Source organism: Kribbella sp. NPDC004138, from assembly GCF_053603655.1.
On the sequence record NZ_JBSGFZ010000003.1, the window covers coordinates 374,385 to 396,417 of the forward strand.

20 protein-coding genes and 1 tRNA gene are annotated in these 22,033 nt (G+C 70.0%); 7 read left to right on the forward strand and 14 right to left on the reverse strand.

Features of this window, described 5'->3' with window-relative positions:
- Nucleotides 1–37 precede the first annotated feature (37 nt).
- From ACWEOO_RS05965 to uvrC, 3 genes are read right to left on the reverse strand one after another with little or no spacing between them, the layout of a single operon-like run.
- Complete coding sequence (locus ACWEOO_RS05965; RefSeq protein WP_452142015.1) at nt 38–979, reverse strand: gluconeogenesis factor YvcK family protein; 942 nt, start codon at nt 977–979, stop codon at nt 38–40.
- On the reverse strand, nt 976–1,842 hold the full coding sequence (gene rapZ / locus ACWEOO_RS05970; protein WP_359925042.1) for an RNase adapter RapZ: 867 nt from the start codon (nt 1,840–1,842) through the stop codon (nt 976–978). Before rapZ ends, ACWEOO_RS05965 begins: the two co-directional genes overlap by 4 nt.
- On the reverse strand, nt 1,842–3,872 hold the full coding sequence (gene uvrC / locus ACWEOO_RS05975) for an excinuclease ABC subunit UvrC (RefSeq protein WP_452142016.1): 2,031 nt from the start codon (nt 3,870–3,872) through the stop codon (nt 1,842–1,844). The genes rapZ and uvrC overlap by 1 nt, the downstream gene beginning before the upstream one ends.
- 82 nt (nt 3,873–3,954) lie before the next feature.
- Between uvrC and ACWEOO_RS05980 the strand changes: the two genes are divergently transcribed.
- Nucleotides 3,955–4,410 (forward strand): DUF6194 family protein, encoded by a 456-nt coding sequence (locus tag ACWEOO_RS05980; RefSeq protein WP_452142017.1) that lies wholly within the window; start codon nt 3,955–3,957, stop codon nt 4,408–4,410.
- 149 nt (nt 4,411–4,559) lie between these two features.
- On the forward strand, nt 4,560–5,786 hold the full coding sequence (locus ACWEOO_RS05985; protein ID WP_452142018.1) for a S8 family peptidase: 1,227 nt from the start codon (nt 4,560–4,562) through the stop codon (nt 5,784–5,786).
- A gap of 63 nt (nt 5,787–5,849) precedes the next feature.
- On the opposite strand, the gene ACWEOO_RS05990 is transcribed toward ACWEOO_RS05985, so the two are convergent.
- A complete protein-coding gene (locus ACWEOO_RS05990) occupies nt 5,850–6,404 on the reverse strand; it encodes a Rieske (2Fe-2S) protein (protein WP_452142019.1) in 555 nt (184 codons plus the stop codon).
- Nucleotides 6,405–6,839: 435 nt separating this feature from the next.
- On the opposite strand from ACWEOO_RS05990, the gene ACWEOO_RS05995 reads away from it, so the two are divergent.
- On the forward strand, nt 6,840–7,736 hold the full coding sequence (locus ACWEOO_RS05995; protein WP_359925030.1) for a hypothetical protein: 897 nt from the start codon (nt 6,840–6,842) through the stop codon (nt 7,734–7,736).
- A gap of 4 nt (nt 7,737–7,740) precedes the next feature.
- Here the strand turns inward: ACWEOO_RS05995 and uvrA are convergent, their stop codons facing one another.
- On the reverse strand, nt 7,741–10,749 hold the full coding sequence (uvrA, locus tag ACWEOO_RS06000) for an excinuclease ABC subunit UvrA (RefSeq protein WP_452142020.1): 3,009 nt from the start codon (nt 10,747–10,749) through the stop codon (nt 7,741–7,743).
- Between the two features lie 214 nt (nt 10,750–10,963).
- Between uvrA and ACWEOO_RS06005 the strand changes: the two genes are divergently transcribed.
- Complete coding sequence (locus tag ACWEOO_RS06005) at nt 10,964–11,623, forward strand: MBL fold metallo-hydrolase (RefSeq protein ID WP_452142021.1); 660 nt, start codon at nt 10,964–10,966, stop codon at nt 11,621–11,623.
- Nucleotides 11,624–11,626: 3 nt separating this feature from the next.
- Here ACWEOO_RS06005 and ACWEOO_RS06010 read toward each other — a convergent pair whose 3' ends face one another.
- A complete protein-coding gene (locus ACWEOO_RS06010; protein WP_452142022.1) occupies nt 11,627–12,262 on the reverse strand; it encodes a tetratricopeptide repeat protein in 636 nt (211 codons plus the stop codon).
- A gap of 138 nt (nt 12,263–12,400) precedes the next feature.
- Here ACWEOO_RS06010 and ACWEOO_RS06015 point away from each other — a divergent pair, with 138 nt between their 5' ends.
- Nucleotides 12,401–12,772, forward strand: coding sequence for a hypothetical protein (locus ACWEOO_RS06015; protein ID WP_363716403.1), 372 nt, complete (start codon nt 12,401–12,403; stop codon nt 12,770–12,772).
- Here ACWEOO_RS06015 and ACWEOO_RS06020 read toward each other — a convergent pair.
- Nucleotides 12,769–13,713 carry a S1C family serine protease gene (locus ACWEOO_RS06020; protein ID WP_359925019.1) on the reverse strand — a complete coding sequence of 315 codons (945 nt, stop codon included), beginning with the start codon at nt 13,711–13,713 and terminating at the stop codon, nt 12,769–12,771. The two genes, ACWEOO_RS06015 and ACWEOO_RS06020, sit on opposite strands and share 4 nt — an antisense overlap.
- 111 nt (nt 13,714–13,824) lie before the next feature.
- Here ACWEOO_RS06020 and ACWEOO_RS06025 point away from each other — a divergent pair, with 111 nt between their 5' ends.
- Both ACWEOO_RS06025 and ACWEOO_RS06030 read left to right on the forward strand, forming a co-directional pair.
- On the forward strand, nt 13,825–14,373 hold the full coding sequence (locus ACWEOO_RS06025) for a TetR/AcrR family transcriptional regulator (protein WP_452142023.1): 549 nt from the start codon (nt 13,825–13,827) through the stop codon (nt 14,371–14,373).
- Between the two features lie 72 nt (nt 14,374–14,445).
- The gene (locus ACWEOO_RS06030; RefSeq protein ID WP_452142024.1) at nt 14,446–16,617 is read left to right on the forward strand and encodes an MMPL family transporter; all 2,172 of its coding nucleotides are present in this window, start codon (nt 14,446–14,448) and stop codon (nt 16,615–16,617) included.
- Here ACWEOO_RS06030 and ACWEOO_RS06035 read toward each other — a convergent pair.
- From ACWEOO_RS06035 to aroH, 7 genes are all read right to left on the reverse strand, one after another.
- Nucleotides 16,528–17,430, reverse strand: coding sequence for a hypothetical protein (locus tag ACWEOO_RS06035; RefSeq protein ID WP_452142025.1), 903 nt, complete (start codon nt 17,428–17,430; stop codon nt 16,528–16,530). The two genes, ACWEOO_RS06030 and ACWEOO_RS06035, sit on opposite strands and share 90 nt — an antisense overlap.
- 49 nt (nt 17,431–17,479) lie before the next feature.
- A tRNA-Pro gene (locus ACWEOO_RS06040) sits at nt 17,480–17,553 on the reverse strand.
- Nucleotides 17,554–17,624: 71 nt separating this feature from the next.
- Complete coding sequence (gene der, locus ACWEOO_RS06045) at nt 17,625–18,992, reverse strand: ribosome biogenesis GTPase Der (protein WP_452142026.1); 1,368 nt, start codon at nt 18,990–18,992, stop codon at nt 17,625–17,627.
- Nucleotides 18,985–19,713 carry a lysophospholipid acyltransferase family protein gene (locus ACWEOO_RS06050; RefSeq protein ID WP_452142027.1) on the reverse strand — a complete coding sequence of 243 codons (729 nt, stop codon included), beginning with the start codon at nt 19,711–19,713 and terminating at the stop codon, nt 18,985–18,987. The genes der and ACWEOO_RS06050 overlap by 8 nt, the downstream gene beginning before the upstream one ends.
- Nucleotides 19,714–19,828: 115 nt before the next feature.
- Complete coding sequence (cmk, locus tag ACWEOO_RS06055; protein ID WP_452142028.1) at nt 19,829–20,509, reverse strand: (d)CMP kinase; 681 nt, start codon at nt 20,507–20,509, stop codon at nt 19,829–19,831.
- Nucleotides 20,510–20,540: 31 nt separating this feature from the next.
- The gene (locus ACWEOO_RS06060; protein ID WP_452142029.1) at nt 20,541–21,605 is read right to left on the reverse strand and encodes a prephenate dehydrogenase; all 1,065 of its coding nucleotides are present in this window, start codon (nt 21,603–21,605) and stop codon (nt 20,541–20,543) included.
- Nucleotides 21,602–21,970, reverse strand: a complete 369-nt coding sequence (aroH, locus tag ACWEOO_RS06065) for a chorismate mutase (protein ID WP_452142030.1) — start codon at nt 21,968–21,970, stop codon at nt 21,602–21,604. The genes ACWEOO_RS06060 and aroH overlap by 4 nt, the downstream gene beginning before the upstream one ends.
- Nucleotides 21,971–22,033: the final 63 nt, after the last annotated feature.

Here is a 22,033-nt window from a genome sequence, read left to right on the forward strand (position 1 = left end):
GAGCTCCGTCCTCGCGGAGCGGCTCCCGCGGTCCGGCCTAGCCGAAGATCTCCCGGTACACCTTCGCGAGCTTGTCCGGCGCGTGGTGCAGGTCGCGCTCTTCGTCGGCGATGTCCGCGATCACCAGCTCGGCCCCGAGGGACTGCGCCGTGCGGCGCAGCGACTCGGGGTCGGGCACGTGACCGATGTCGGCGAGCACGACGTCGATCCGCAGATCCGGCGCGTGCCCGGCCAGCACCTCGAGGTGCGTCTCCGGCGAGAACCCGTCCGTCTCCCCCTTCTGCTCCCCCAGGTTCAGGGTGAGCAGCCGGCGGGCGCTGGTCTGCTCGAGACCCCGGCACAGCTCGGGGACCAGCAGGTTCGGGATGACGGAGGTGAACCACGACCCCGGCCCGACCACGACCCAGTCGGCTTCCGCGACCGCGACCAGGGCCTCCGGACAGGCCGGCGGGTCGGCCGGGTCGAGGGCCACGTCGACCACGTGTCCCTCGGTCGAGGCCACCTCGGCCTGGCCGCGGATCTCCGTGATCCCCTCCGGATGCGCCGGGTCCAGCCCGAGCACGCGGGCCTTGATGTCCAGCGGTACGGCGGACATCGGCAGCACCCGGCCCTGCGCACCGAGCAGCCGCGCGACCCAGTCGAGTCCGTCGACCGCTTCGCCGAGCAGCTCCCACAGCGCGACGATCAGCAGATTGCCGACCGCGTGGTCGTGCAGCTCACCGTTGCTGCGGAAGCGATGCTGCAGTACGTCGGCCCACGTGCGGCCCCATTCGTCGTCGCGGCACAGCGCGGCCAGGGCCATCCGCAGGTCACCCGGCGGCAGCACCCCCAGCTCCTGGCGCAACCGGCCCGACGACCCGCCGTTGTCCGCGACGGTGACGACCGCGGTCAGCTGGTCGGTGACATGGCGAAGTGCGGACAGGGACGCCGCCAAGCCGTGTCCCCCGCCTAATGCGACAACCTTGGTCGATCTCGTCACTCACGCCCCAGATCCCGGTGCACGACCAACGTCGGTGACCCTCTCTCGCGCAGCCTCCGGGCGATCTCCTCGGCCATCGCGACACTGCGGTGCTTACCCCCGGTGCAGCCGATCGCGACGGTGACGAAGCGCTTGCCCTCGTTCAGGTAGCCGGTCCGCAGGGTGTCCAGCACGTCCACGTAGTTCTGCAGGAACTGCTGGGCCAGCGGATGGCCGAGCACGAAGTCTGACACAGGCTGGTCCTGCCCCGTCATCGGGCGCAGGTCGGGCTGCCAGTACGGGTTCGGGATGAAGCGCATGTCGGCGACCACGTCGGCGTCCACCGGGATGCCGTACTTGAACCCGAACGACACCACGGTCGCCCGGAGCTCGGCGTTCTCCTCGTCGCCGAAGGCGTTCACGATCTTCGCGGCGAGCTGGTGGATGTTCAGGCTCGAGGTGTCGATCACCAGGTCGGCGCCGGCCCGGATGTCGCCGAGCAGTTCCCGCTCGCGCTGGATGCCGTCCAGCAGCCGGCCCTCGCCCTGCAGCGGGTGCGGCCGGCGGACGCTCTCCTGCCGGCGCACGATCACGTCGTCGGACGCCTCAAGGAACAACGTCAGCGGCCGGTACCCCTTGAGCCGCAGGTCGTGGATCGCCGAGCTCAGTTCGTCGAAGAACAGGCCGGTCCGGACGTCGACGACGACCGCGAGCCGCGGTGCCGCGCCGGTCCCGACGACCTGCTCGACGATGGTGGTCAGGAACATCGGCGGCAGGTTGTCCACCACGAACCAGCCGAGGTCCTCCAGTACGTCGGCGACCGAACTCCGTCCCGCGCCCGACATCCCGGACACGATGATCAGGTTGCCGCCCGTGTCGTCCATCAGTTCTCAGTTCTCCCTGGATCCCCGTCGGGCGCCCCGGCCGGCGCCGGGACGTCGTCGCCCAGTATCTCGCCTGTCGCCGTGTTGACCGACGGGGCCCGGCCGGTTTCCGCCTTCGTTGCAGCAGCGTTAACCGCCAGTACGACGGACTCCGCCAGCCGCGGCCCGAAACCGGGCAGGTCCGCGACCTCGTCGACGGTGGCGGCGCGCAGCTTCTTGAGCGACCCGAAGTGCCGCAGCAGCGTCTTCCGCCGCACCTCGCCCAGTCCCGGAACCTCGTCGAGAGTGCTCTCGACCATCGACTTCGACCGCCGGTTGCGGTGGTGCGTGATCGCGAACCGGTGCGCTTCGTCGCGGAGGCGCTGCAGCAGGTACAGGCCCTCCGACGTCCGGGAGAAGATGACCGGGTCCTCCTCGTCGGGCACCCACACCTCCTCCAGGCGCTTGGCCAGGCCGACGACCGGGATGTCGCCGACGCCGATCTCGTCCATCGCCTGACGGGCCGCCGCCACCTGCGGCGGACCGCCGTCGACGACCACCAGGCCCGGTGCGTAGGCGAACTTCTTGGCCCGCCCGGTCTCCGGGTCGATGAGCGCCGCGTTCGGGTCCTCGTCCTCGGTCATGGTCGCGCGCTCGTCCAGGAGGCGCTTGAAGCGACGGGTCAGGACCTCGGCGATCGAGGCCACGTCGTTCTGCCCGTCGACGCCCTTGATCACGAACCGCCGGTACTCGCTCTTGCGCGGCAGGCCGTCCTCGAACACCACCATCGAGGCGACCACCTCGGTGCCCTGCAGGTTCGAGACGTCGTAGCACTCCAGCCGCAGCGGCGCCTCGGGCAGGTCGAGCGCGGCCTGGATCTCCTCCAGCGCCTGGTTACGCGTGGTCAGGTCGCTGGCGCGCTTGGTCTTGTGCATCGTCAGCGTCTGCAGCGCGTTGCGCTCGACGGTCTCCATCAGCGCCTTCTTGTCGCCGCGCTGCGGGACCCGGATCGACACCCGCGCGCCGCGCAGCTCCTCCAGCCAGGCCGTCAGCGCGTCCGCGTCGTCGGGCATCGTCGGGACCAGGATCTCCCGCGGGATCGTGTCGCCCGAGTCGCCGGCGTACGTCTGCTGGATGAACTGCGAGACCAGGTCGGCGGTGGTCGCCGTACCGTCCGCCTTGTCGGCGATCCAGCCGCGCTCACCGCGGATCCGCCCGCCGCGGACGTAGAAGATCTGCACCGCGACCTCGAGCGGGTCCTCGCTGAGCGCGATCACGTCGGTGTCGGTGCCGTCGCCGAGGACCACCGCGTTCTTCGCCAGGGCCTTCTCCAGCGCGGCCAGGTCGTCGCGGATCTTCGCGGCCCGCTCGTACTCCAGCTCGGCGGCCGCGGCCTGCATCTCCTTCTGCAGCCGGCGCACGTACGTCGCGGTCTGGCCGGAGAGGAACGCGGCGAAGTCGTCGACGATCTGCCGGTGCTCCTCCTGGGTCACCTGACCGGTGCAGGGGGCGGCGCACTTGCCGATGTACCCGAGCAGGCAGGGCCGGCCGATCTGGCGGTGCCGGTTGAACACGCCCTTGCTGCACGAGCGCATCGGGAAGACCCGGAGCAGCAGGTCGACGGTCTCCCGGATCGCCCACGCGTGACTGTACGGACCGAAGTACCGCACGCCCTTCTTCTTCTGGCCGCGGCCGACCATCACCCGCGGATACTCCTCGTTGAGGGTGATCGCGAGCCACGGGTACGACTTGTCGTCGCGGTACTTCACGTTGAAGCGCGGGTCGTACTCCTTGATCCAGGAATACTCCAGCTGCAGCGACTCGACCTCGGTGGCGACCACCGTCCACTCGACCTTCGAGGCCGTCGTCACCATCGCCTGGGTGCGCGGATGCAGGTTCACCAGATCCTGGAAGTACGACGACAGCCGGGCCCGCAGGTTCTTCGCCTTGCCGACGTAGATCACCCGCCCGGCGGAGTCGCTGAAGCGGTAGACGCCAGGCGAGTCGGGGATCGATCCCGGAGCGGGACGGTAGGAGGACGGATCAGCCACCCAACCACCCTAGTTCGCCCGCCCGACAAATCCGGAATCCGCGCAAAGTCTCCACTGCAAGTTCAATGACAGACTTGAAGGCATGATGCTCGACGAACTCGATCGGACGATCCGCGCGTACGACGGTGTCCGGGTGCTCGAGGCCCAGGACGACCTGTTCTACCTCTACGACCCCGCGGGCGACCTGCCACCGGAGCGGCAGCAGCCGTTCGCCACCGTCGTGACGGGCGACCACTACGAGACAGTGTCCCAGCTCGACCGGCCGGGATCCTGGCGGCTCAACCTCGGCGTCACGAAGACGACGTACACCGATCTGTTCGGTCCGGTCCCGACCGAGCGCGACGCCGACTGGGTGCTCGACTCCGGCCACGACTACGCCGCCCGCGACGTGCTGATGCCGCATCCGTTCTATGCCGGTCAGCACTGGGTCGCGATCGTCGACCCGACTGGTCTGGACCAGCTGCTGCCGTTGATCGACGAGGCCTACCGGTTCGCGGCACGCAAGTATTCCAACCACCAGGCCAGGCAAACCGGCTGAAGATTGCGGTCGTATTGCGGGTTGGCTCATAAGCCTGAGTTGACCCCCGGCTGGGATGGGCGCGCTCCCTACCGTGTGAACCAGGGTAGGTGTGCAGGTCCTTTGCGTGAGGCAACAAGGCCTTGCGCTGACTCGAGGGAGTTCCGCCCATGTCCCCCAAGAATGGACACCGCCTTCGGAGGCCGCGCGCCCTACTCGGTGCCGTCGCCGCATCCGCGCTCGCCGTCACCGGGATCGCCGCCACAGCGGCCGGCAGTGACGCGTCGCAAACCGCTCCGGTGAGCATCCGCGGCGCCGGCAGCGCGAACGCCATCCCCGGCAGCTACATCGTCGTCCTGGCCGGCCAGAACTCACGGGCCCAGACCCGGGCCGCGACGCAGAGCCTGGCCGCGAGCTACGAGGTCAAGGTGCACAAGCAGTTCGACTCGTCGCTCAAGGGCTTCTCGGCCGGTATGACCGAGGAGCAGGCGAAGAAGCTCGCCGGCGACCAGCGGGTCGCGTTCGTCCAGCAGAACCAGAAGATCACCGTCAGCCAGGACGATCCGCCGTGGGGCCTGGACCGCGCCGACCAGCGTGACCTGCCGCTGGACAAGAAGTACGAGGCGTCCACCACCGCCGACAACGTGAACGTCTACGTGATCGACACCGGCATCTACGCCGCCCACAAGGACTTCGGCGACCGCGCCTCGGTCGGCACCGACACCGTCGGCGACGGCCAGAACGGCGTCGACTGCATGGGCCACGGCAGCCATGTGGCCGGCACCATCGCGGGTACGACGTACGGCCTGGCCAAGGGCGCGAAGGTCGTCGGCGTCCGGGTGCTCGACTGCCAGGGCTCCGGCTCGACCGAGTCCGTGGTGGCCGGGATCGACTGGGTGACCAAGAACGCCAAGAAGCCGGCGGTCGCGAACATGAGCCTCGGCGGCGGCGCCGACGACGCGCTCGACGCGGCGGTCAAGGCCTCGGTCGACTCCGGCGTCACCTACGCCGTTGCTGCCGGCAACGAGAGCGCGGACGCCTGCCAGGGCTCGCCGGCCCGCGAGCCTTCGGCGATCACCGTCGGCGCGACCGACGACCAGGACAAGCGCGCGGAGTTCTCGAACTTCGGCAAGTGCGTCGACCTGTTCGCGCCGGGTGTCGACATCACCTCGGTCGGCATCACCGACCCGGACTCGACCGCGAAGATGAGCGGTACGTCGATGGCCACGCCGCACGTCGCGGGCGGGGTCGCGCTCTACCTGGCCGATCACCCGGACGCCACGCCGGCGGACGTGGCCAAGGCGCTCGTCGACGGATCGACGGCCGACAAGGTCGGTGACCCGGGCGAGGGCTCGCCGAACAAGCTGCTGTACGTCGGGGCCCCTGACCAGTCCTGACCACCTGACCGAAGGCCCGGCCACCGGATTCCTCACCCCGGCGGCCGGGCCTTCGCACGTCGATCAGGCCTGGACGATGTTGCTGCCGTCGACCTTCACGTTCACGGCCGGCAGGGCCGTCTGCGCCGGGCCGCTGACCGGGCTGCCGTCGGTGATGCTGAAGTGGCTGTTGTGGAACGGGCAGACGATCTGACCGTTCTCCACCGAGCCGATCGGGTTGCCCTGGTGCGTGCACACCGCGGAGAACCCCTTGTACTGCCCCGCGGTCGGCTGCGTCACGACCACCTTCGCGTCCTTGAACACCGCGCCGCCGCCGACCGGTACGTCGGCTGCCGGGCCGAGCACCGCACCACCACCGGCCGGCGCGCTCGACGAGGGCGCGCTCGACGAGGGTGCGCTGCTGCTCGGGGCCGAGCTGGTGGCAGGCGCCGAGCTCGAGCCGCTCGCGGACGGCGACGTACCGCCGCCTCCGGACGCGTCGTCGCTGCCACCGCAGGCCGCGAGGATCGGCGCGCCGGCACCCACCAGCGCGGCCATCGCCGCGCATCGCAGCACCGTCCTGCGGTCGCGCAGTTCGCCGTCCGCGGACGTTGCCGGTGCCATCGTGTCATCGCTCATAGATCTGGACCTCCAGGAGCCTGCTGATCGAAGTGGTCGAACGCTGTCTACCGACTCAAACGACCGGATCACCGGAACGGTTCAACCCGGTTCGGATTGAACCGCAGTTTGAGGGTTTGCTGTGAATCAGCTGGCAGTCACGACCCCGACGACCCGGGCGGCGAGTTCCAGGACGGCGCGGCGGCTGTCGGCGTCCAGTGCGGCTGCTGCCGAGCTGCGTTCGACTTGGCCTGGGTGGGCTTGGGGTTGCGTGGGGGGTGGTGGGGCTGCTGAGGTTCGTCGGGTGATTTCTCGTCCGGCGCCGTCCGGTGCAGCAGGTTCGCCTGGCAGTCGGATTCGGTTACTCGGGTCGCTCTGGCCTGCGCGGAACGCGGGGGCGCTTGGCGCGCGCTCGGTTGCTGCCCGGCACACTTTAGGGGTGGGAGAGGCCTGGAGATGACTGGGACGACGAACGACTCGACGGTGCTGAAGGCGATCGCGGACCTCGCGCCGCTGTGGCTGCCGGGGTGTGTCGTCGACACCGCGGACCGGACGGTCGAGGTCGGGTGGGGGCGCGGCGCGCTGCAGATGTCGGCGGTCGTCGGGCTCGGCGAGATCATCGACCGGTGCCGTCAGCTGCCGCAGCAACTCTGGGCGGAGCAGATCGAGGCGTGGCTGCGGGCGGTCGTCGCGGAGGGTGAACTGGCCACCGAGGAACACCGCTTCGGCGACGTCGCGGTGCGGCAGCGCGCGATGCTCCTGCAGCGCGGCTGGTCCGCGCGGACGTCCGGTCCGGTGGCGGACGCGCTGATCCCGTTCGGCGACCACTTCGAGGTCGTGGTGTTCATCGGCACCGGCGCCGACTACCGGCGGTTGACCGTCGTCCGGCGGTCGATGCTCGGCCTCGGCGACCCGGACGTCCCGTCGCCGGTGCAGTTGACGCTCGAACACATCGCGGATCTGCGGCCGGTCGAGCACGACGGCTTCTCGGTGCTCACCCGCGACGACGACCCGCTGGTGTCGATGGCGATCGTCGACCGCGAGAACCTGCTGCCCGCGGCCGCCATCGGCCTCGGCGTGTTGGTCGGCGTACCGAGGCTGAGCACCGTCGCGTTCTGCGCCGCCGACGCCGGGCAGGAGGCCGCCGACCGGCTGGCCCAGTACGTCGCCGACACCTACCGCGACGCACCGGATCAGTGCAGTCCCGACCTGTACTGGCTCCAGGGCGACCGCATGGTCCAGGTCCCGGTGACCCTGGCAACACCGCCGACAGTCATGCTGCCGGCGGCATTACTCCCAACCCCGCGGCGCACCTGGCTCCGTCACCTCTGGCAGCAACTCTTCCGCCGCTGACCAGCTAGCCGGCTACACGCTTCCGGGTCGTCGCCGTCTTCTTCGCCGGAGCCTTCTTGGCTGCCGTCTTCTTGGCAACCGCCTTCTTCGCCGGGGCAGCCTTCTTCGCGACCGCCTTCTTCGCCGGCACCGACTTCGCCGCGGCCTTCTTCGCGCTCGGCTTGGCCGCCCGGCCTTCGAGGATCTCGGCGAGGAACTGCCCGGTGTACGACGCGGGGTTGGTCGCGACCTGCTCCGGGGTGCCCTCCGCGACCAGTGTGCCGCCGCGGCGGCCGCCGTCGGGGCCGAGGTCGATGAGCCAGTCGGCAGTCTTGATGACGTCGAGGTTGTGCTCGATAACCAGCACCGAGTTGCCCTTGTCGACCAGCCCGCTGAGGACCCCGAGCAGCTTGCGGATGTCCTCGAAGTGCAGACCGGTGGTCGGCTCGTCGAGCACGTACACCGTGCGGCCCGTCGACCGCCGCTGCAGCTCCGACGCCAGCTTGACCCGCTGCGCCTCACCGCCGGACAGCGTCGGCGCCGGCTGACCGAGTCGCACATACCCCAGGCCGACCTCGACGAGCGTCTTCAGGTGCCGCGAGATCGCCGGGATCGCCGCGAAGAACTCGGACGCCTCCTCGATCGGCATGTCCAGCACGTCGGCGACCGTCTTGCCCTTGTAGTGCACCTCGAGCGTCTCGCGGTTGTACCGCGCGCCGTGGCACACCTCGCACGGGACATACACGTCCGGCAGGAAGTTCATCTCGATCTTCAGGGTGCCGTCACCCGAGCACGCCTCGCAGCGGCCGCCCTTGACGTTGAACGAGAACCGGCCCTGCTGGTACCCGCGGACCTTCGCCTCCGGCGTCTCCGCGAACAGCTTGCGGACGTGGTCCCAGACCCCGGTGTACGTCGCCGGGTTGGACCGCGGCGTCCGGCCGATCGGCGACTGGTCGACGTGGATGACCTTGTCGACCAGCTCCATCCCGGAGATCTTCGTGTGCCGGCCGGGCACGGCGCGGGCGCCGTAGATCTGCCGGGCGAGCGACGTGTAGAGGATGTCGTTGACCAGCGTCGACTTGCCCGAGCCGGACACGCCGGTGACCGCGACGAACACCCCGAGCGGGATGGTCACGTCGAGGTCCTTCAGGTTGTTCTGCCGGGCGCCGTACACAGTCAGCTCGCGGCCCTCGGTCAGCGGCCGCCGGACCTCCGGGATCGGGATCTCCCGCCGGCCGGAGACATACGCGCCGGTGATCGAGTCCGGGTGGTTGCGCAGGTCCTCGACGGTGCCGGACACGACCACCTGGCCGCCGTGCTCGCCGGCGCCGGGGCCGATGTCGACGACCCAGTCCGCGTGGTCGATGGTGTCCTCGTCGTGCTCGACGACGATCAGCGTGTTGCCGAGCTCCTTGAGCCGGACCAGTGTGTCGATCAGCCGCCGGTTGTCCCGCTGGTGCAGGCCGATCGACGGCTCGTCCAGCACATACAGCACGCCGACCAGGCCGGAGCCGATCTGGGTGGCTAGCCGGATCCGCTGCGCCTCACCGCCGGACAGCGAACCCGCCGGGCGGCTGAGCGCGAGGTAGTCCAGGCCGACGTCGAGCAGGAACCGCAGCCGCTCGCCGATCTCCTTGACCACCCGCTCCGCGATCTGCTTCTCCCGCGGCGACAGCTCCATCTGCGACAGGAAGCCGTGCACCTCGTCGATCGACATCGCGCTGATCTCGGCGATGTTCTTCCCGCCGAGCGTGACCGCGAGCGAGATCGGCTTCAGCCGCGCACCGTTGCAGGCCAGGCACGGCACCTCGCGCATGTACTCCTCGAAGCGCTCCCGCCCGGTGTCGCTGGACGCCTCCGCGTGCCGGCGCTCGACGTACGGGATGACGCCTTCGAAGCTCGTGTAGTACGACCGCTCGCGGCCGTAGCGGTTCTGGTACGAGACGTGGACCTGCTTGTCGTGGCCGGTGAGCAGCGCCTTCTTCGCCTTCGCCGGCAGCTCGCCGAACGGCGTGCTGGTCTTGAACTTCAGGTCCTTCGCCAGCGCGTCCAGCAGCCGCTCGAAGTACTGCGAGACGTTCTGCCCCGACCACGGCTGGATCGCGCCCTCGTCGAGCGACTTGGACGGATCCGGCACCAGCAGCTCCGGGTCGACCTCCATCCGGGTCCCCAGACCGGTGCAGACCGGGCACGCGCCGTACGGCGAGTTGAACGAGAACGACCGCGGCTCGAGCTCGTCGATCGCGAGCGGATGATCGTTCGGGCAGGCGAGCTTCTCGGAGAACCGGCGCTCGCGGTGCGGGTCGTCGTCCGGGAGGTCGACGAAGTCCAGCACCACCAGGCCGCTGGCCAGGCCGAGCGCGGTCTCGACCGAGTCGGTCAGCCGCTGCTTGGCCGACTCCTTCACCGCGAGCCGGTCGACGACCACGTCGATGCTGTGCTTCTTCTGCTTCTCCAACTTCGGCGGGTCGGTCAGCTGGATGGTCTCGCCGTCGACCCGGGCCCGCGAGAACCCCTGACCGGTCAGCTGCCGGAAGAGGTCGACGTACTCCCCCTTGCGGCTGCGGACGACCGGCGCGAGCACCTGGAACCTGGTGCCCTCCTCCAGCTCGAGCACCCGGTCGACGATCTGCTGCGGCGTCTGCCGCGCGATCGGCTCGCCGCACTCCGGACAGTGCGGCCGCCCGGCGCGCGCGAACAGCAGCCGGAGGTAGTCGTACACCTCGGTGATCGTGCCGACCGTGGAGCGCGGGTTCCGTGAGGTGGACTTCTGGTCGATCGAGACGGCCGGCGACAGCCCTTCGATGAAGTCGACGTCCGGCTTGTCCATCTGGCCGAGGAACTGCCGCGCATATGCCGACAGGGACTCGACGTAGCGCCGCTGACCCTCGGCGAAGATCGTGTCGAAGGCCAGGCTGGACTTCCCGGACCCGGACAGGCCGGTGAAGACGATCATGGCGTCCCGCGGCAGGTCGACCGAGACGTCCTTCAGGTTGTGCTCACGCGCTCCGCGCACGATCAGACGGTCAGACACAAGCTCACTCTCAGCCGTTCTCGAGGGGTTCCAGGTGGTTCTCCGACTTGCCCGGTCATGCTAACGAGGCCCACCGACAAAAACTTCCGCCGCCGGATCCGGCGACCGTTTCGAAAGTATATTCGATCGCGGACCGTGCTCGATGCAACCGGGCCGGAGGTGCAAGGATCGGCGGTGACATCTGGATGTCACCGAGAGCAGGGAGAGGCGAGAGATGCCGGAGTACCACGGGAACGTGAAGGTCGGCGGGCCGGCGCAGACCCACGAGCTGGCCAAGCTGATGATCACCAAGGTCGCGGTCGGGCCGATGGACAACAACGCCTACCTGCTGCGCTGCCGGCAGACCGACGAGCAGGTGCTGATCGACGCCGCGAACGAGGCGGACACGCTGCTCCGCCTGATCGGCGACGGCGGCCTGGCGCGGGTGATCACCACGCACCGCCACCAGGACCACTGGGAGGCGCTCGCCGAGGTCGTCGCCCGGACCGGCGCCACCACGGTCGCCGGCCGCCACGACGCCGAGGCTATCCCGGTCCCGACCGACCAGCTCGTCGACGACGGCGACCACATCGCGGTCGGCAGCTGCAGCCTGCGCGTCATCCACCTGGTCGGCCACACCCCCGGCTCGATCGCCCTGCTGTACGACGACCCGGACGGCGCGCCGCACCTGTTCACCGGCGACTCGCTGTTCCCCGGCGGCGTCGGCAACACCCAGGGCGACGCCGAGCGCTTCACGTCGCTCATCAACGACGTCGAGACCAAGCTCTTCAACGAGCTCCCCGGCGAAACCTGGGTCTACCCCGGCCACGGGTCCGACACCAGCCTCGGCGCCGAACGCCCGCATGTCGCCGAATGGCGCGCACGCGGCTGGTAGTCGTCAGATCCGTCCGCGCGCCGCTTCGATCTGCTCGCTGATCTTCGCGGCGCCGGCCGACGCGGCCAGGGATGCGGCCTCGTCGGCCAGGGCGCGGGCGTCGTCCGGGCGGTTCTGGGCGACCGCCAGGTAGACGAGGCCGACCAGGTTGGCGGCGACGCCTGCGGTGAAGCCGAGGGTGCGGCGGAGGGCGGTGGACTCCTCCAGCAACTCGCGGGCCTCGGGGAAGTTGCCGGACATCTGCGCGGCGACGCCGAGGTGGCGGAGGGCGTAGGAGAGGGTGAGGTCGTCCCCGCTCTTGCGGGACAGCTCGACGGACGCGGTCAGGAACGGTACGGCGGTCGCGTTGTCGTCGCGGACGACCTGGTGGAAGCAGCCGATCCAGAACCGCGCCAAGGCCTCGCCGCGCTCGTCGCCGGCGTCGCCGTACAGCTCGGCCGCGCGTTCGAAGTACCCGAGCTCCTCCGGAGGCTCGACGCCCGACTCCAGGAAGCGGCAGTGCAGGATCCGGCCGCGCTGCAGGAGCAACGCCGCCTCCACCACGTCGAGCGCACGATCCGCCTCGGGCAGGTCGTCGTACTCACCGCCGAAAATCGCCCGCTCGTACAGTCCGTCGACCTGTCGCATCAGCTCGTCCATCTGCCCGATCCTAGGGGTGATACGAGCTCGACGCGGTGCTCGACCTCTACCAGAGCTTGAGGTTCCGCGAGCTCATCCGTCACCTCACGTTCTCCTCGAGACCCACCAGAGCCTGGCGGCGGCGTTAGCATCGCGTTCATGACGACCTGGCAGGACGTTTGTGCGCTGGCCGAGCGGCTGCCTGACGCGCGGCTCAGTGAGGCGCACGAGGGATCGCCGGCGTGGTTCGCCGGCCGCCACCAATTCGCCCGGCTCCGCTGGGACGACGCCGGCCGCGAACTGCTGCAGGTGTGGACCGGCGACATGACCACCCAGGCCGCGCTGGCCGAGCGCCGGGACGTGTTCCCGGTCGTCCACACCTTCCAGTACCGGGTCACCTGCTGGGGCTATCTCGATCGGATCGATCTGCGTGAGGCCGCCGAACTGCTCCTCGACTCGTACACGATCCGCGGCGGACCGAAGCGCGGGCAGGCCGTCGATCCGGCGGAGTTCCTGCCGCCGCCCGGCTAGCGGTCGGTGAGTTCTGCCGGGTAGGCGATCACGTCGACGAGCGCGTTGTTGCGGATCGCGGTGATCTCGGTCCGGCGCGCGATCGCGTCCTCGAACAGTTGCCGTTGCAGCGACTGCGCGTCCCGGAGCGGTACGCCGTTCACCGCCAGCACGAGATCCCCCTGACGTAGCCCGGCGGCCGCCGCCGGGCTGGCGGGGATCACCTCGACGACCCGGAGCGCCGCCCGCTGATCGAAGCGCTGCGCGAGGGCCGGGTGCAGCGGCGCGGGCGTCGTCACGAGCCCGAGGTACGCGCGCCGTACGCGGCCGTCGTGGAGCAGCGCGTAGATGATCCGCCGCGTGGTCGGATTGACCGGGACCGCGAGCCCCAGCCCGATCCCGGCGACCGCGGTGTTGATGCCGATCACCCGCCCGTTGCCGTCGGCAAGCGCCCCGCCGGAGTTGCCCGGATTCAGCGCCGCGTCCGTCTGGATCACGTCCTCGATGATCCGGTGCGCCGAGCCGCTGCGCACCGGCAGCGACCGGCCGAGGGCGCTCACCACGCCGGCGGTCACGCTGCCGGCCAGCCCGAGCGGATTGCCGACGGCAACCACCAGGTTACCGACCTTCAACAGGTCCGCGTCGCCGTACTCGGGCGGATCCGGGATCTCCCGGTCGGCCCGCAGTACGGCGAGATCGGACAGCTGGTCCACCCCGACCACGCGCGCCTGCGCCGTCGTACCGTCCGCGAACTCGGCTGACGCCTCGGACCCGTCGCCGACCACATGCGCGTTCGTGAGCAGGTGCCCGTCCCCGGTCAGCACCACGGCCGAGCCTGACGAGTCGCCCCGCCGGCTGTGGATCCGCAGGCTCGCGACCCGCGGGATCAGGTGGGCCGCCACACCCGAGACCACTCGGGAGTAGGCATCCAGGACGTCGTCCCCGGCCATCTCGTCAGCCATCGCCCTCACCTCCTGAATTACATCATTACACCGAAAGCAAGAACGTGAACCCGACCACAAAACTGACCGATCGGTTGAAAACTGGCCGATCGGTCAGTCAGGATGCGTGACATGGCAGTCACCACCCCCGCCCGGGAGCGGACCAGGCGCGAGATCGTGCGCCAGGCGATGGCTCTGTTCCAGGCCGGCGGCTACAACGCGACGTCGCTGCAGGACATCGCGACCGCGGCGGGCTGCTCGAAAGCGACCGTGCTGTACCACTTCAGCGGCAAGCCCGCCGTGCTGGCCGCCGTGCTCGAACCGGCCGCCGCGGACCTGGCCGAGCTGGTCGCCGCCGCGGCCGACCTGCCCCGCGCGGAGGCACAGGACCTCACGATCCAGCGCTTCATCGATCTCGCCGTCGAGCACCGCGGCGTCGTGGACGTGCTCCAGGACGTGATCCCGGTGATCGAGCAGATGCCCGAGGTCGCCCCGCTGGTGGCCGACGGCCTGCGCATGACGGAGTACATGGCCGGATCCGACGACCCGCTCGAGCAGGACCTGGCCAAGTTCGCGATCAACGGCCTGCTCGGCGAGTGCCGGCACTCCGACGAGCGCACCGACGACGACCTCCGACGACTCTGCGACATCGCGCTGCGAAGACTCCTCCGCCGCGCCTGACCGCGACACCCAAACGACCCGCCGCCGCGCGGGTGGTCGACCCTGCCCTGAACGACACGGAAACGGAACCCGATGGCCAACTTCCTGTACCGGCTCGGCCGGTTCTCGTACCAGCGTCGCCGCCTCGTCGCCGCCGTCTGGGCGCTGTTCCTCGTCCTGCTGGGCGTCGGCGCGCTGACGCTCGGCGGCAAGACCGCGAACACATTCTCGATCCCGGGCACCGAGTCGCAGCGCGCACTCGACGCGCTGAAGCAGGAACTGCCGGCCGCCAGCGGCGCGTCCGCGACGGTCGTCGTGAAGGCGCCCGACGGCAAGACGCTCGCCGACCCGACCGTGAAGGCAGCCGTCGGCGCCACCGTCGCCAAGGTCGCGAAGGTGCCCGAGGTGATCGCGGCGATCGACCCGTTCACGAGCAAGGCGATCAGCCCGGACGGTACGACGGGGCTGATCAGCGTCCAGTTCGACAAGCCGGCCGACGAACTGTCGCACGAGAGCAGCGACGGGTACGACGGGCTGAGCGCGTTGAGCTCGGGTGATCTCCAGGTCGTGCCCGGCGGGCAGATCAAAGCCGGGGTCCCGGAGATCGGTGCGACCGAGGTGATCGGCGTGGCGGTCGCGGCCGTCGTACTGGTCGTGACGTTCGGGTCGCTGGTCGCGGCCGGGATGACGCTGGTGACGGCGTTGCTCGGCGTGCTGGCTGGGATGGCCGGGTTGTTCATCGTGACCGCGTTCACCGATGTGTCCTCGACGGCGCCGATCCTGGCGCTGATGCTCGGCCTCGCGGTGGGTATCGACTATGCGTTGTTCATCAGCTCGCGGCACCGGTCGCAGCTCGGCGAAGGCATGGATCCGGAGGAGTCGGTGGCGCGGGCGACCGCGACGGCCGGGTCGGCGGTGCTGTTCGCGGGCGCGACCGTGGTCATCGCGCTCGCCGGGCTGTCGGTCGTCGGCGTACCGTTCCTGACCGCGATGGGCCTGGCCGCCGCGGCGACGGTGCTGACCGCCGTACTGGTGGCGTTGACGTTGCTGCCGGCGCTGCTCGGCTTCGTGGGGAACCGGGTGCTGCCGCGCAAGCTCCGGAAGGCGCCGGCCGCTGTCGCGCCGGTCGAGGGCTTTGGCTTCCGATGGGGGCGGCTGGTGACGCGGTTGCGGGTGCCGATCGTTGCTGTCGGCATCATCGGCTTGGGGTTGCTGGCGATCCCGGCGAAGGACATGCAGCTCGCGCTGCCCGACGGCGCCTCGGCGGCGGCCGGGAGCAATCAGCGGGTTGCGTACGACCTGACCGCCGCGGCATTCGGGCCGGGCGCCAACGGGCCGCTGGTGGTTGTTGTGAAGAGCAACGACGCGGCGACGTCGAACACGCTCGTACAGCAGGTGCTCGGCAAGACGCAGGGGCTCCCCGACGTGGTGGCGGCCCAGCCCGCGGCGGCGAGTCAGGACGGTACGACGCGGTTGCTGCAGGTGATCCCGCGGAGTGGGCCGGCGAGCGAGGAGACCGCCGACCTGGTGAAGAACCTGCGGTCGGCGGTGAAGCCGCTCGCCACGGGTGACGCCAGTATCTCGGTGACCGGGAACACGGCGGTCGGGGTCGACGTGTCGAACAAGCTGTCCGATGCGCTACCGACGTACCTGTTCGTGGTGATCGGGCTTTCGTTCCTGCTGTTGCTGCTCGCGTTCCGGTCGGTGCTGGTGCCGTTGAAGGCGACGCTCGGGTTTGTGCTGACGATCGGGGCGACATTCGGGATCACGGTCGCGGTGTTCCAGGAGGGGCACCTGGCGAGCTGGGTCGGGGTCGACTCCCCCGGTCCGCTGGTGAGCTTCCTGCCGATCATCATGATGGGCATCCTGTTCGGCCTGGCGATGGACTACGAGGTGTTCATCGTGTCCCGCGTGCGCGAGGAGTTCGTGCACGGCCGGCACGCGAACGACGCCACCGTCCAGGGCCTCGGCCACGGCGCCCGCGTCGTCACCGCCGCCGCCCTGATCATGGCGTCGGTCTTCGCCGGCTTCATCCTGGTCGAGGACCCGATCATCAAGGCCATCGGCTTCGGCCTCACCATCGGCGTCCTGATCGACGCCTTCGTGGTCCGCATGACGCTGGTCCCCGCCATCCTCAGCCTCCTCGGCGACCGAGCCTGGTGGTTCCCCCGCTGGCTAGACCGCCTCACCCCCCGCGTAGACATCGAAGGCGAAACCCTTCGGGCCGAAGCTCCGAAGCCCAAGGAACTCGCGGACGTACGCTGACCTGCGTGGTGGGGCGTCGGCGTCCGCCGCCCCACCACGCAGCAGGCTCGACGCATCACCCACGCGGTAGGGCGTGTAGCTCTCAGCCGAGATGCTTACCCGCCCCGCCAGCACGGAGCTCGGGATGACGTAAATGCTGCCGTCACCGAGCACGATGAAGAACAGGTCGATCGTGTCGGGATCGTAAGGCATCTTGCCGGCCGTCTTGTCGAGCACATACGGCCGTCTTCCGATCCCGACATCCCAGTACCCCCGCCCGTTCCGTGAGGCGCACGACTTCACCTGCACGCGCTGGATGCCGTCCGTCGTGGTCACCAGCAGGTCGTAGACCTCCGGCTCCATCGGCAGCGCCACCGCACAGCCATGCAACGTGAACCAGGCCATGGCAAGTGCCGGCGCCGCCGCTCGCAGCATCTCTGGACGGAGCGTCAACTGGAACGGCTCGGTGGTCGGCTGGGAAGACGGGGACGGCCGCAGCTTCGAACAGTCCAGGCCCAGCCGGACCGCGTGCCCCTTGATGCGCACGCGAGACTCGGCACCGTCGCTGACGCCCAGTCCGGCGATCACGTCGGCCCAGCAGGTCGCGTCGCGCATCACCTCACGCAACTTCCGGTCGGACCACTGCCGCTGGCCGGTGAAGTGCGCCGTGTCGAGCGCGAGCCGCTCGGCGTGCTTCTTCAGCGAGCGCACAGTGCCTGCAGATGTGCCTTTCAGTCCCAGTGCGCGGGCGACGCCACGCCATGAATGGTTCTCGGCTGCAGCCTGGCGGAGGTCGTCGTCGTTCCAGGTTCGTCTGTCACCCCAGGTCGTCATGGGGCCAACGTAACGAGGGGCACCGACAGAATCGGTGCCCCTCGAGGGGTCGGGCTGACAGGATTTGAACCTGCGATCTTTCGGCCCCCAGCCGAACGCGTTACCAAACTACGCCACAGCCCGCCGAACCGCCCCGAAGGGCGAACCGGGGTAAACCATACCCCATCAACTGGGGCAGCACTTACCGGGTCCGGTCAGCGTTTCTTGTTCTTTTGGCGGGCTCGGATCTGGACGTGGACGGGGCTGCCGACGAAGCCGAAGTCCTCGCGGAGGCGGCGTTCGATGAAGCGCTGGTAGGAGGGTTCGATCTGGCCGGAGGTGAAGATCGCGAAGGTCGGGGGCATCGTGGTGGCCTGGGTGCCGAACAGGATCTTCGGCTGCTTGCCGGAGCGGACCGGGTGCGGGTGCGCGGCGACCAGGCGGCCGAGGAAGGCGTTCAGCTGGCCGGTCGGGACGCGGGTCTGCCAGCCCTCCAGCGCCGCCTCGATCGCGGGCACCAGCTTCTCCATGTGCCGGCCGGTGAGCGCGCTGATGTTGACCCGCGGCGCCCAGCGGAACTGGACGAGGTCGCGGTCGATCTCGCGCTCCAGGTAGTAGCGGCGCTCCTCGTCGACCAGGTCCCACTTGTTGTACGCGATCACGAGCGCCTTGCCGGCCTCCTCGACCGCGTTCATGATCCGCAGGTCCTGCTCGGAGATCGACTCCGAGGCGTCGATCACGACCACCACGACCTCCGCACGCTCGATCGCCGCGTTGGTCCGCAGCGAGGCGTAGTACTCGTGGCCCTGGGCGTTCTTCACCTTGCGCCGGATGCCGGCGGTGTCGATGAACCGCCACTCCTGGCCGCCGAGCGTGATCAGCTCGTCGACCGGGTCGACCGTCGTCCCGGCGACGTCGCTGACGACGACCCGGTCCTCCTTGGCGACCTTGTTCAGCAGTGACGACTTGCCCACGTTCGGTTTGCCGACGATCGCGACCCGGCGCGGGCCGCCGACCTCGTCGTCGCGCTCGGCCGGGGCCTCCGGGAGCGCCTCGAGGACGGCGTCCAGCAGGTCGCCGGTCCCGCGGCCGTGCATCGCGGACACCGGGAACGGCTCGCCGATGCCGAGGCTCCACAGGTTCATCGCCTCGGACTCGATCCGCTGGTCGTCGACCTTGTTCGCGGCCAGGACCACCGGCTTGCCGGACTTGCGCAGCACCCGGACCACGGCCTCGTCCGCGTCGGTGATGCCGACCACGGCGTCGACCACGAACAGCACCGCGTCGGCGGCGTTGATCGCCACCTCGGCCTGGGCCGCGACCAGCGCGGCCATGCCGACCGCGTCCGGGTCCCAGCCGCCGGTGTCGACGACCGTGAACTCGCGGCCGGCCCAGTTGGCGTCGTACGACACGCGGTCCCGGGTGACGCCCGGGGTGTCCTCGACGACCGCCTCGCGGCGGCCGATGATGCGGTTGACCAGCGTGGACTTGCCCACGTTCGGCCGCCCGACGATCGCAAGGACGGGCAGCGGCCCGGTGTCCTCCCGGTCGTGCGTCGGTACTTCGGTGGGCAGGTCAGTCATCAGGGTCCTTCGGGTCTCGCCAGCCCGGGAGCGGGTGGCCGGTTTCTTCGACGGCCGCCTTCACATGGGCGCGCAGCACGTCCCCGATGTGGCCGGTGACCGCCTGTACGTCGGAATGTCTCCTGGGAAAGGGTACGCGCTCGACGGCGAAAGGCTCGCCGTACACCACGTCGATCCGGCTTCCGGCCGGCGGATAGCCCTCCACGTCGCCGCCCGGCAGCCGCGTCCCCATCAGCGCGACCGGCAGGATCGGCGCGCCGGTGACCATCGCCAGGTACGCCAGGCCGACCTTGATCCGGCTGAAGTCGCCGGGCCCGCGGGTGCCCTCCGGGTAGATGTTCAGCACCCGCCCGTCGCGCAGCACCTGGATCGACTTGCGGACCGCGAGCGGGTCGTACGACGAGCGGTCGACCGGGATCTGCCCGATCAGGTGCAGGAACCTGCCCTGCAGCCCGCCGAACACCTCGATCTTGCCGAGCTGGTGCAGCATCCGCGGCGCGAGCGCGCCGAGCAGCGGCGCGTCCAGCAGGCTCAGGTGGTTCGGGGCCATCAGCAGTGGCCCGGTCAGCGGGAACCGGTCCTCGTGGTGGATGGTCAGGTTGTACTTGCGCCGGAAGTACGGCGCGGCGACCTTCCGGAGCGGGACCGCGAACCGGTACGGCAGCGCGGGCAGGTCGTCGGTGCGAGGCAGATCCTTGTGCCCGGTGACTTCTGCGGTCATGGGGCGTCCCGGTCTGGACCGAGGAGCGCAGGGAGCGCAGCGACCGGAGCGACGAGGGAAGACCGGGAGTCAAAGCCCCATGACCCACCGCGCCGGAGGCGCGGCATGGGTACAGTCATAGCTCCCGGCCTCGAGGAACGGTCTCCTTGGCGAGCCGGCTGATCACGTCGATGACCTCCTCGAGGGTCAGATGGGTGGAATCGACGGTGACGGCTCCGTCGGAGGCGACCAGGAACTGCGAGACCGTCGCGTCGTCGGCGTCGCGGCGGACGATCTGGTCCCGCAACTGCTCCGCACTGACCGCACCGGACCCCAGCTCGGCGCCGCGCCGGGACAGCCGGGCGTCCTGGTCGGCGGTCAGGTGGACCTTGAGCTCGGCGTCCGGGGCGACCACGGTGGCGATGTCGCGGCCCTCGACCACGATCCCGCCGCCGTCCTGCGCAGCGTCGATGACGGCTCGCTGCCGCCGGACCAGCTCGTGGCGGACGTCCAGGTTGGTGGCGATCTTCGACACCACCTCGCTGATCCGGGGCTCCCGGATCGCGGCGGTGATGTCGGTCCCGTCGGCGATCACGAACTGGCGGCCCGGGTCGGTGCTGATCTCCAGCTCCAGCTCCCGCGCGCGCTGCGCGACCGCCGCCGTGTCGTCCAGGTCCAGACCGCGGTCGACGGCCGACCAGGTCACCGCGCGGTACGTCGCCCCGGTGTCCAGGTAGCGCAGTCCGAGCCGGGTGGCCACTCCGCGCGCGGTGCTCGACTTACCGGAGCCGCTCGGCCCGTCCACAGCGATGATCATGCCCCGAAGATTACCTTCGCGCGGGGACAAGCTAGCGGTGGACTACCCACCCGCGCTCGGTGAGGACGTCGACCAGCTGGTCGACCGAGCCGGGCTTGACGGTGAGCTCGACCTCACCGACCGGGCGGCCCGGGCTGTGGTCGATGCGCAGGTCTTCGACGTTGGCGCCGGACTCGGCGGCGTCGGCGAACAGCCGGGCCAGCTGACCCGGGCGGTCCGGGATCGTGACGAGCACCGTGACCAGGTCGATGTGCGGCGTACCGTGCTTGCCCGGCACCCGCACCGCGCCGGACACGCCCTGGCCGAGGATCGCGGTCAGCTCGTCGGCCGCCTCCTCCTTGCCGAGGGCAACGAGCAGCCGATCGAGCTCACCGCGGATCTGCTCCAGCAGGCCGGTCAGCGCGGTCGAGTTCGCCGACACGATCTGGGTCCACAGCCGCGGGTCACCGGCCGCGATCCGGGTCACGTCGCGGACGCCCTGACCGGACAGCTCGAGGTGCGAGGACGGCGCGTCCGCGAGGGTGCCCGCGGCAAGCGCCGACATCAGGTGCGGAAGGTGCGAGACCCGGGCGACGCCCAGGTCGTGGTCCTCGACGGACAGCTCGACCGTCCGCGCGCCGCAGGCCTCGGCGAGCCGCCGGACCAGATCGACCGCCTCCGGGGCGCTCGTCGCGTGCGGGGTGATCGCCCAGGTGGCGCCGTCGAACAGGTCCGCGCGGGCCGCCAGTGGGCCGTTGCGCTCGGAGCCCGCCATCGGGTGGCTGCCGACGTACCGGCTGACGTCGTCGGTCAGGCCGCGCGCGTCGGTCAGCGGCTTCGACTTCACACTGGCCGCGTCCGTGACGATCGCCGGGGTCTGCTGCAGCTGCTCGGCGACGACGGCGCCGACATGGTCCGGCGGTACGGCGACCACGACCAGCTGCGGCTCGATGTCGACCGTCCGCGCGCCGGCGCCGATCCGCTCGGCCATCAGCGCGTTGTCCGGGTTCCCGTCGACGAGCTCGACGACCACGCCGAGCCGTGCCAGGGCGAGGCCGATCGACGTGCCGATCAGCCCGGTGCCGACGATGCGGACCGGGCCGCGAAGCTCGGTCATTGGGCGCCGGTCAGGTCCGGACGGAGCGCGACCGCGCCGTGCAGATAGACGTGCTGGATCTTGTCCCGGGACCGGGGCGTCTCGGTGTGCACCATCAGCCGGACGACCCGCGGCAGCGCGTGCGGCACCGGGATCTCCTGCATGCACATCAGCGGTACGTCGGTGAGCCCGATCTGCCGCCCCGCGACGGCGGGGAACTCCGAGCGCAGGTCCGCCGTGACGGTGAACAGGATGCTGATCAGATCCTCGTTCTCCAGATCGTTCGCCTCCAGGACCGCCTTCACCAGCTCCGCGGACCGCTCGAGCAGGTGCTCGCGCTCGTCCACGTCCAGCTGGGTGGCACCCCGGATCGCCCGTACCGCCACGTGCTGCCTCCTTCTTTTCGTCTCACCCAACCCTAGGCCACGGTCGCCAAGGACTGGACAGCC

Coding starts and splice junctions, on each gene's coding strand:
- ACWEOO_RS06060 (WP_452142029.1), bottom strand. CDS start 21,605: ATGACCGAGCTTCGCGGCCCGGTCCGCATCGTCGGCACCGGGCTGATC.
- ACWEOO_RS06025 (WP_452142023.1), top strand. CDS start 13,825: ATGGCAGTCACCACCCCCGCCCGGGAGCGGACCAGGCGCGAGATCGTG.
- ACWEOO_RS05985 (WP_452142018.1), top strand. CDS start 4,560: ATGTCCCCCAAGAATGGACACCGCCTTCGGAGGCCGCGCGCCCTACTC.
- ACWEOO_RS05995 (WP_359925030.1), top strand. CDS start 6,840: ATGACTGGGACGACGAACGACTCGACGGTGCTGAAGGCGATCGCGGAC.
- ACWEOO_RS06015 (WP_363716403.1), top strand. CDS start 12,401: ATGACGACCTGGCAGGACGTTTGTGCGCTGGCCGAGCGGCTGCCTGAC.
- ACWEOO_RS06010 (WP_452142022.1), bottom strand. CDS start 12,262: ATGGACGAGCTGATGCGACAGGTCGACGGACTGTACGAGCGGGCGATT.
- ACWEOO_RS05990 (WP_452142019.1), bottom strand. CDS start 6,404: ATGAGCGATGACACGATGGCACCGGCAACGTCCGCGGACGGCGAACTG.
- ACWEOO_RS06035 (WP_452142025.1), bottom strand. CDS start 17,430: ATGACGACCTGGGGTGACAGACGAACCTGGAACGACGACGACCTCCGC.
- der (WP_452142026.1), bottom strand. CDS start 18,992: ATGACTGACCTGCCCACCGAAGTACCGACGCACGACCGGGAGGACACC.
- ACWEOO_RS06005 (WP_452142021.1), top strand. CDS start 10,964: ATGCCGGAGTACCACGGGAACGTGAAGGTCGGCGGGCCGGCGCAGACC.
- ACWEOO_RS06050 (WP_452142027.1), bottom strand. CDS start 19,713: ATGACCGCAGAAGTCACCGGGCACAAGGATCTGCCTCGCACCGACGAC.
- ACWEOO_RS05980 (WP_452142017.1), top strand. CDS start 3,955: ATGATGCTCGACGAACTCGATCGGACGATCCGCGCGTACGACGGTGTC.
- ACWEOO_RS06030 (WP_452142024.1), top strand. CDS start 14,446: ATGGCCAACTTCCTGTACCGGCTCGGCCGGTTCTCGTACCAGCGTCGC.
- rapZ (WP_359925042.1), bottom strand. CDS start 1,842: ATGGACGACACGGGCGGCAACCTGATCATCGTGTCCGGGATGTCGGGC.
- cmk (WP_452142028.1), bottom strand. CDS start 20,509: ATGATCATCGCTGTGGACGGGCCGAGCGGCTCCGGTAAGTCGAGCACC.
- ACWEOO_RS06020 (WP_359925019.1), bottom strand. CDS start 13,713: ATGGCTGACGAGATGGCCGGGGACGACGTCCTGGATGCCTACTCCCGA.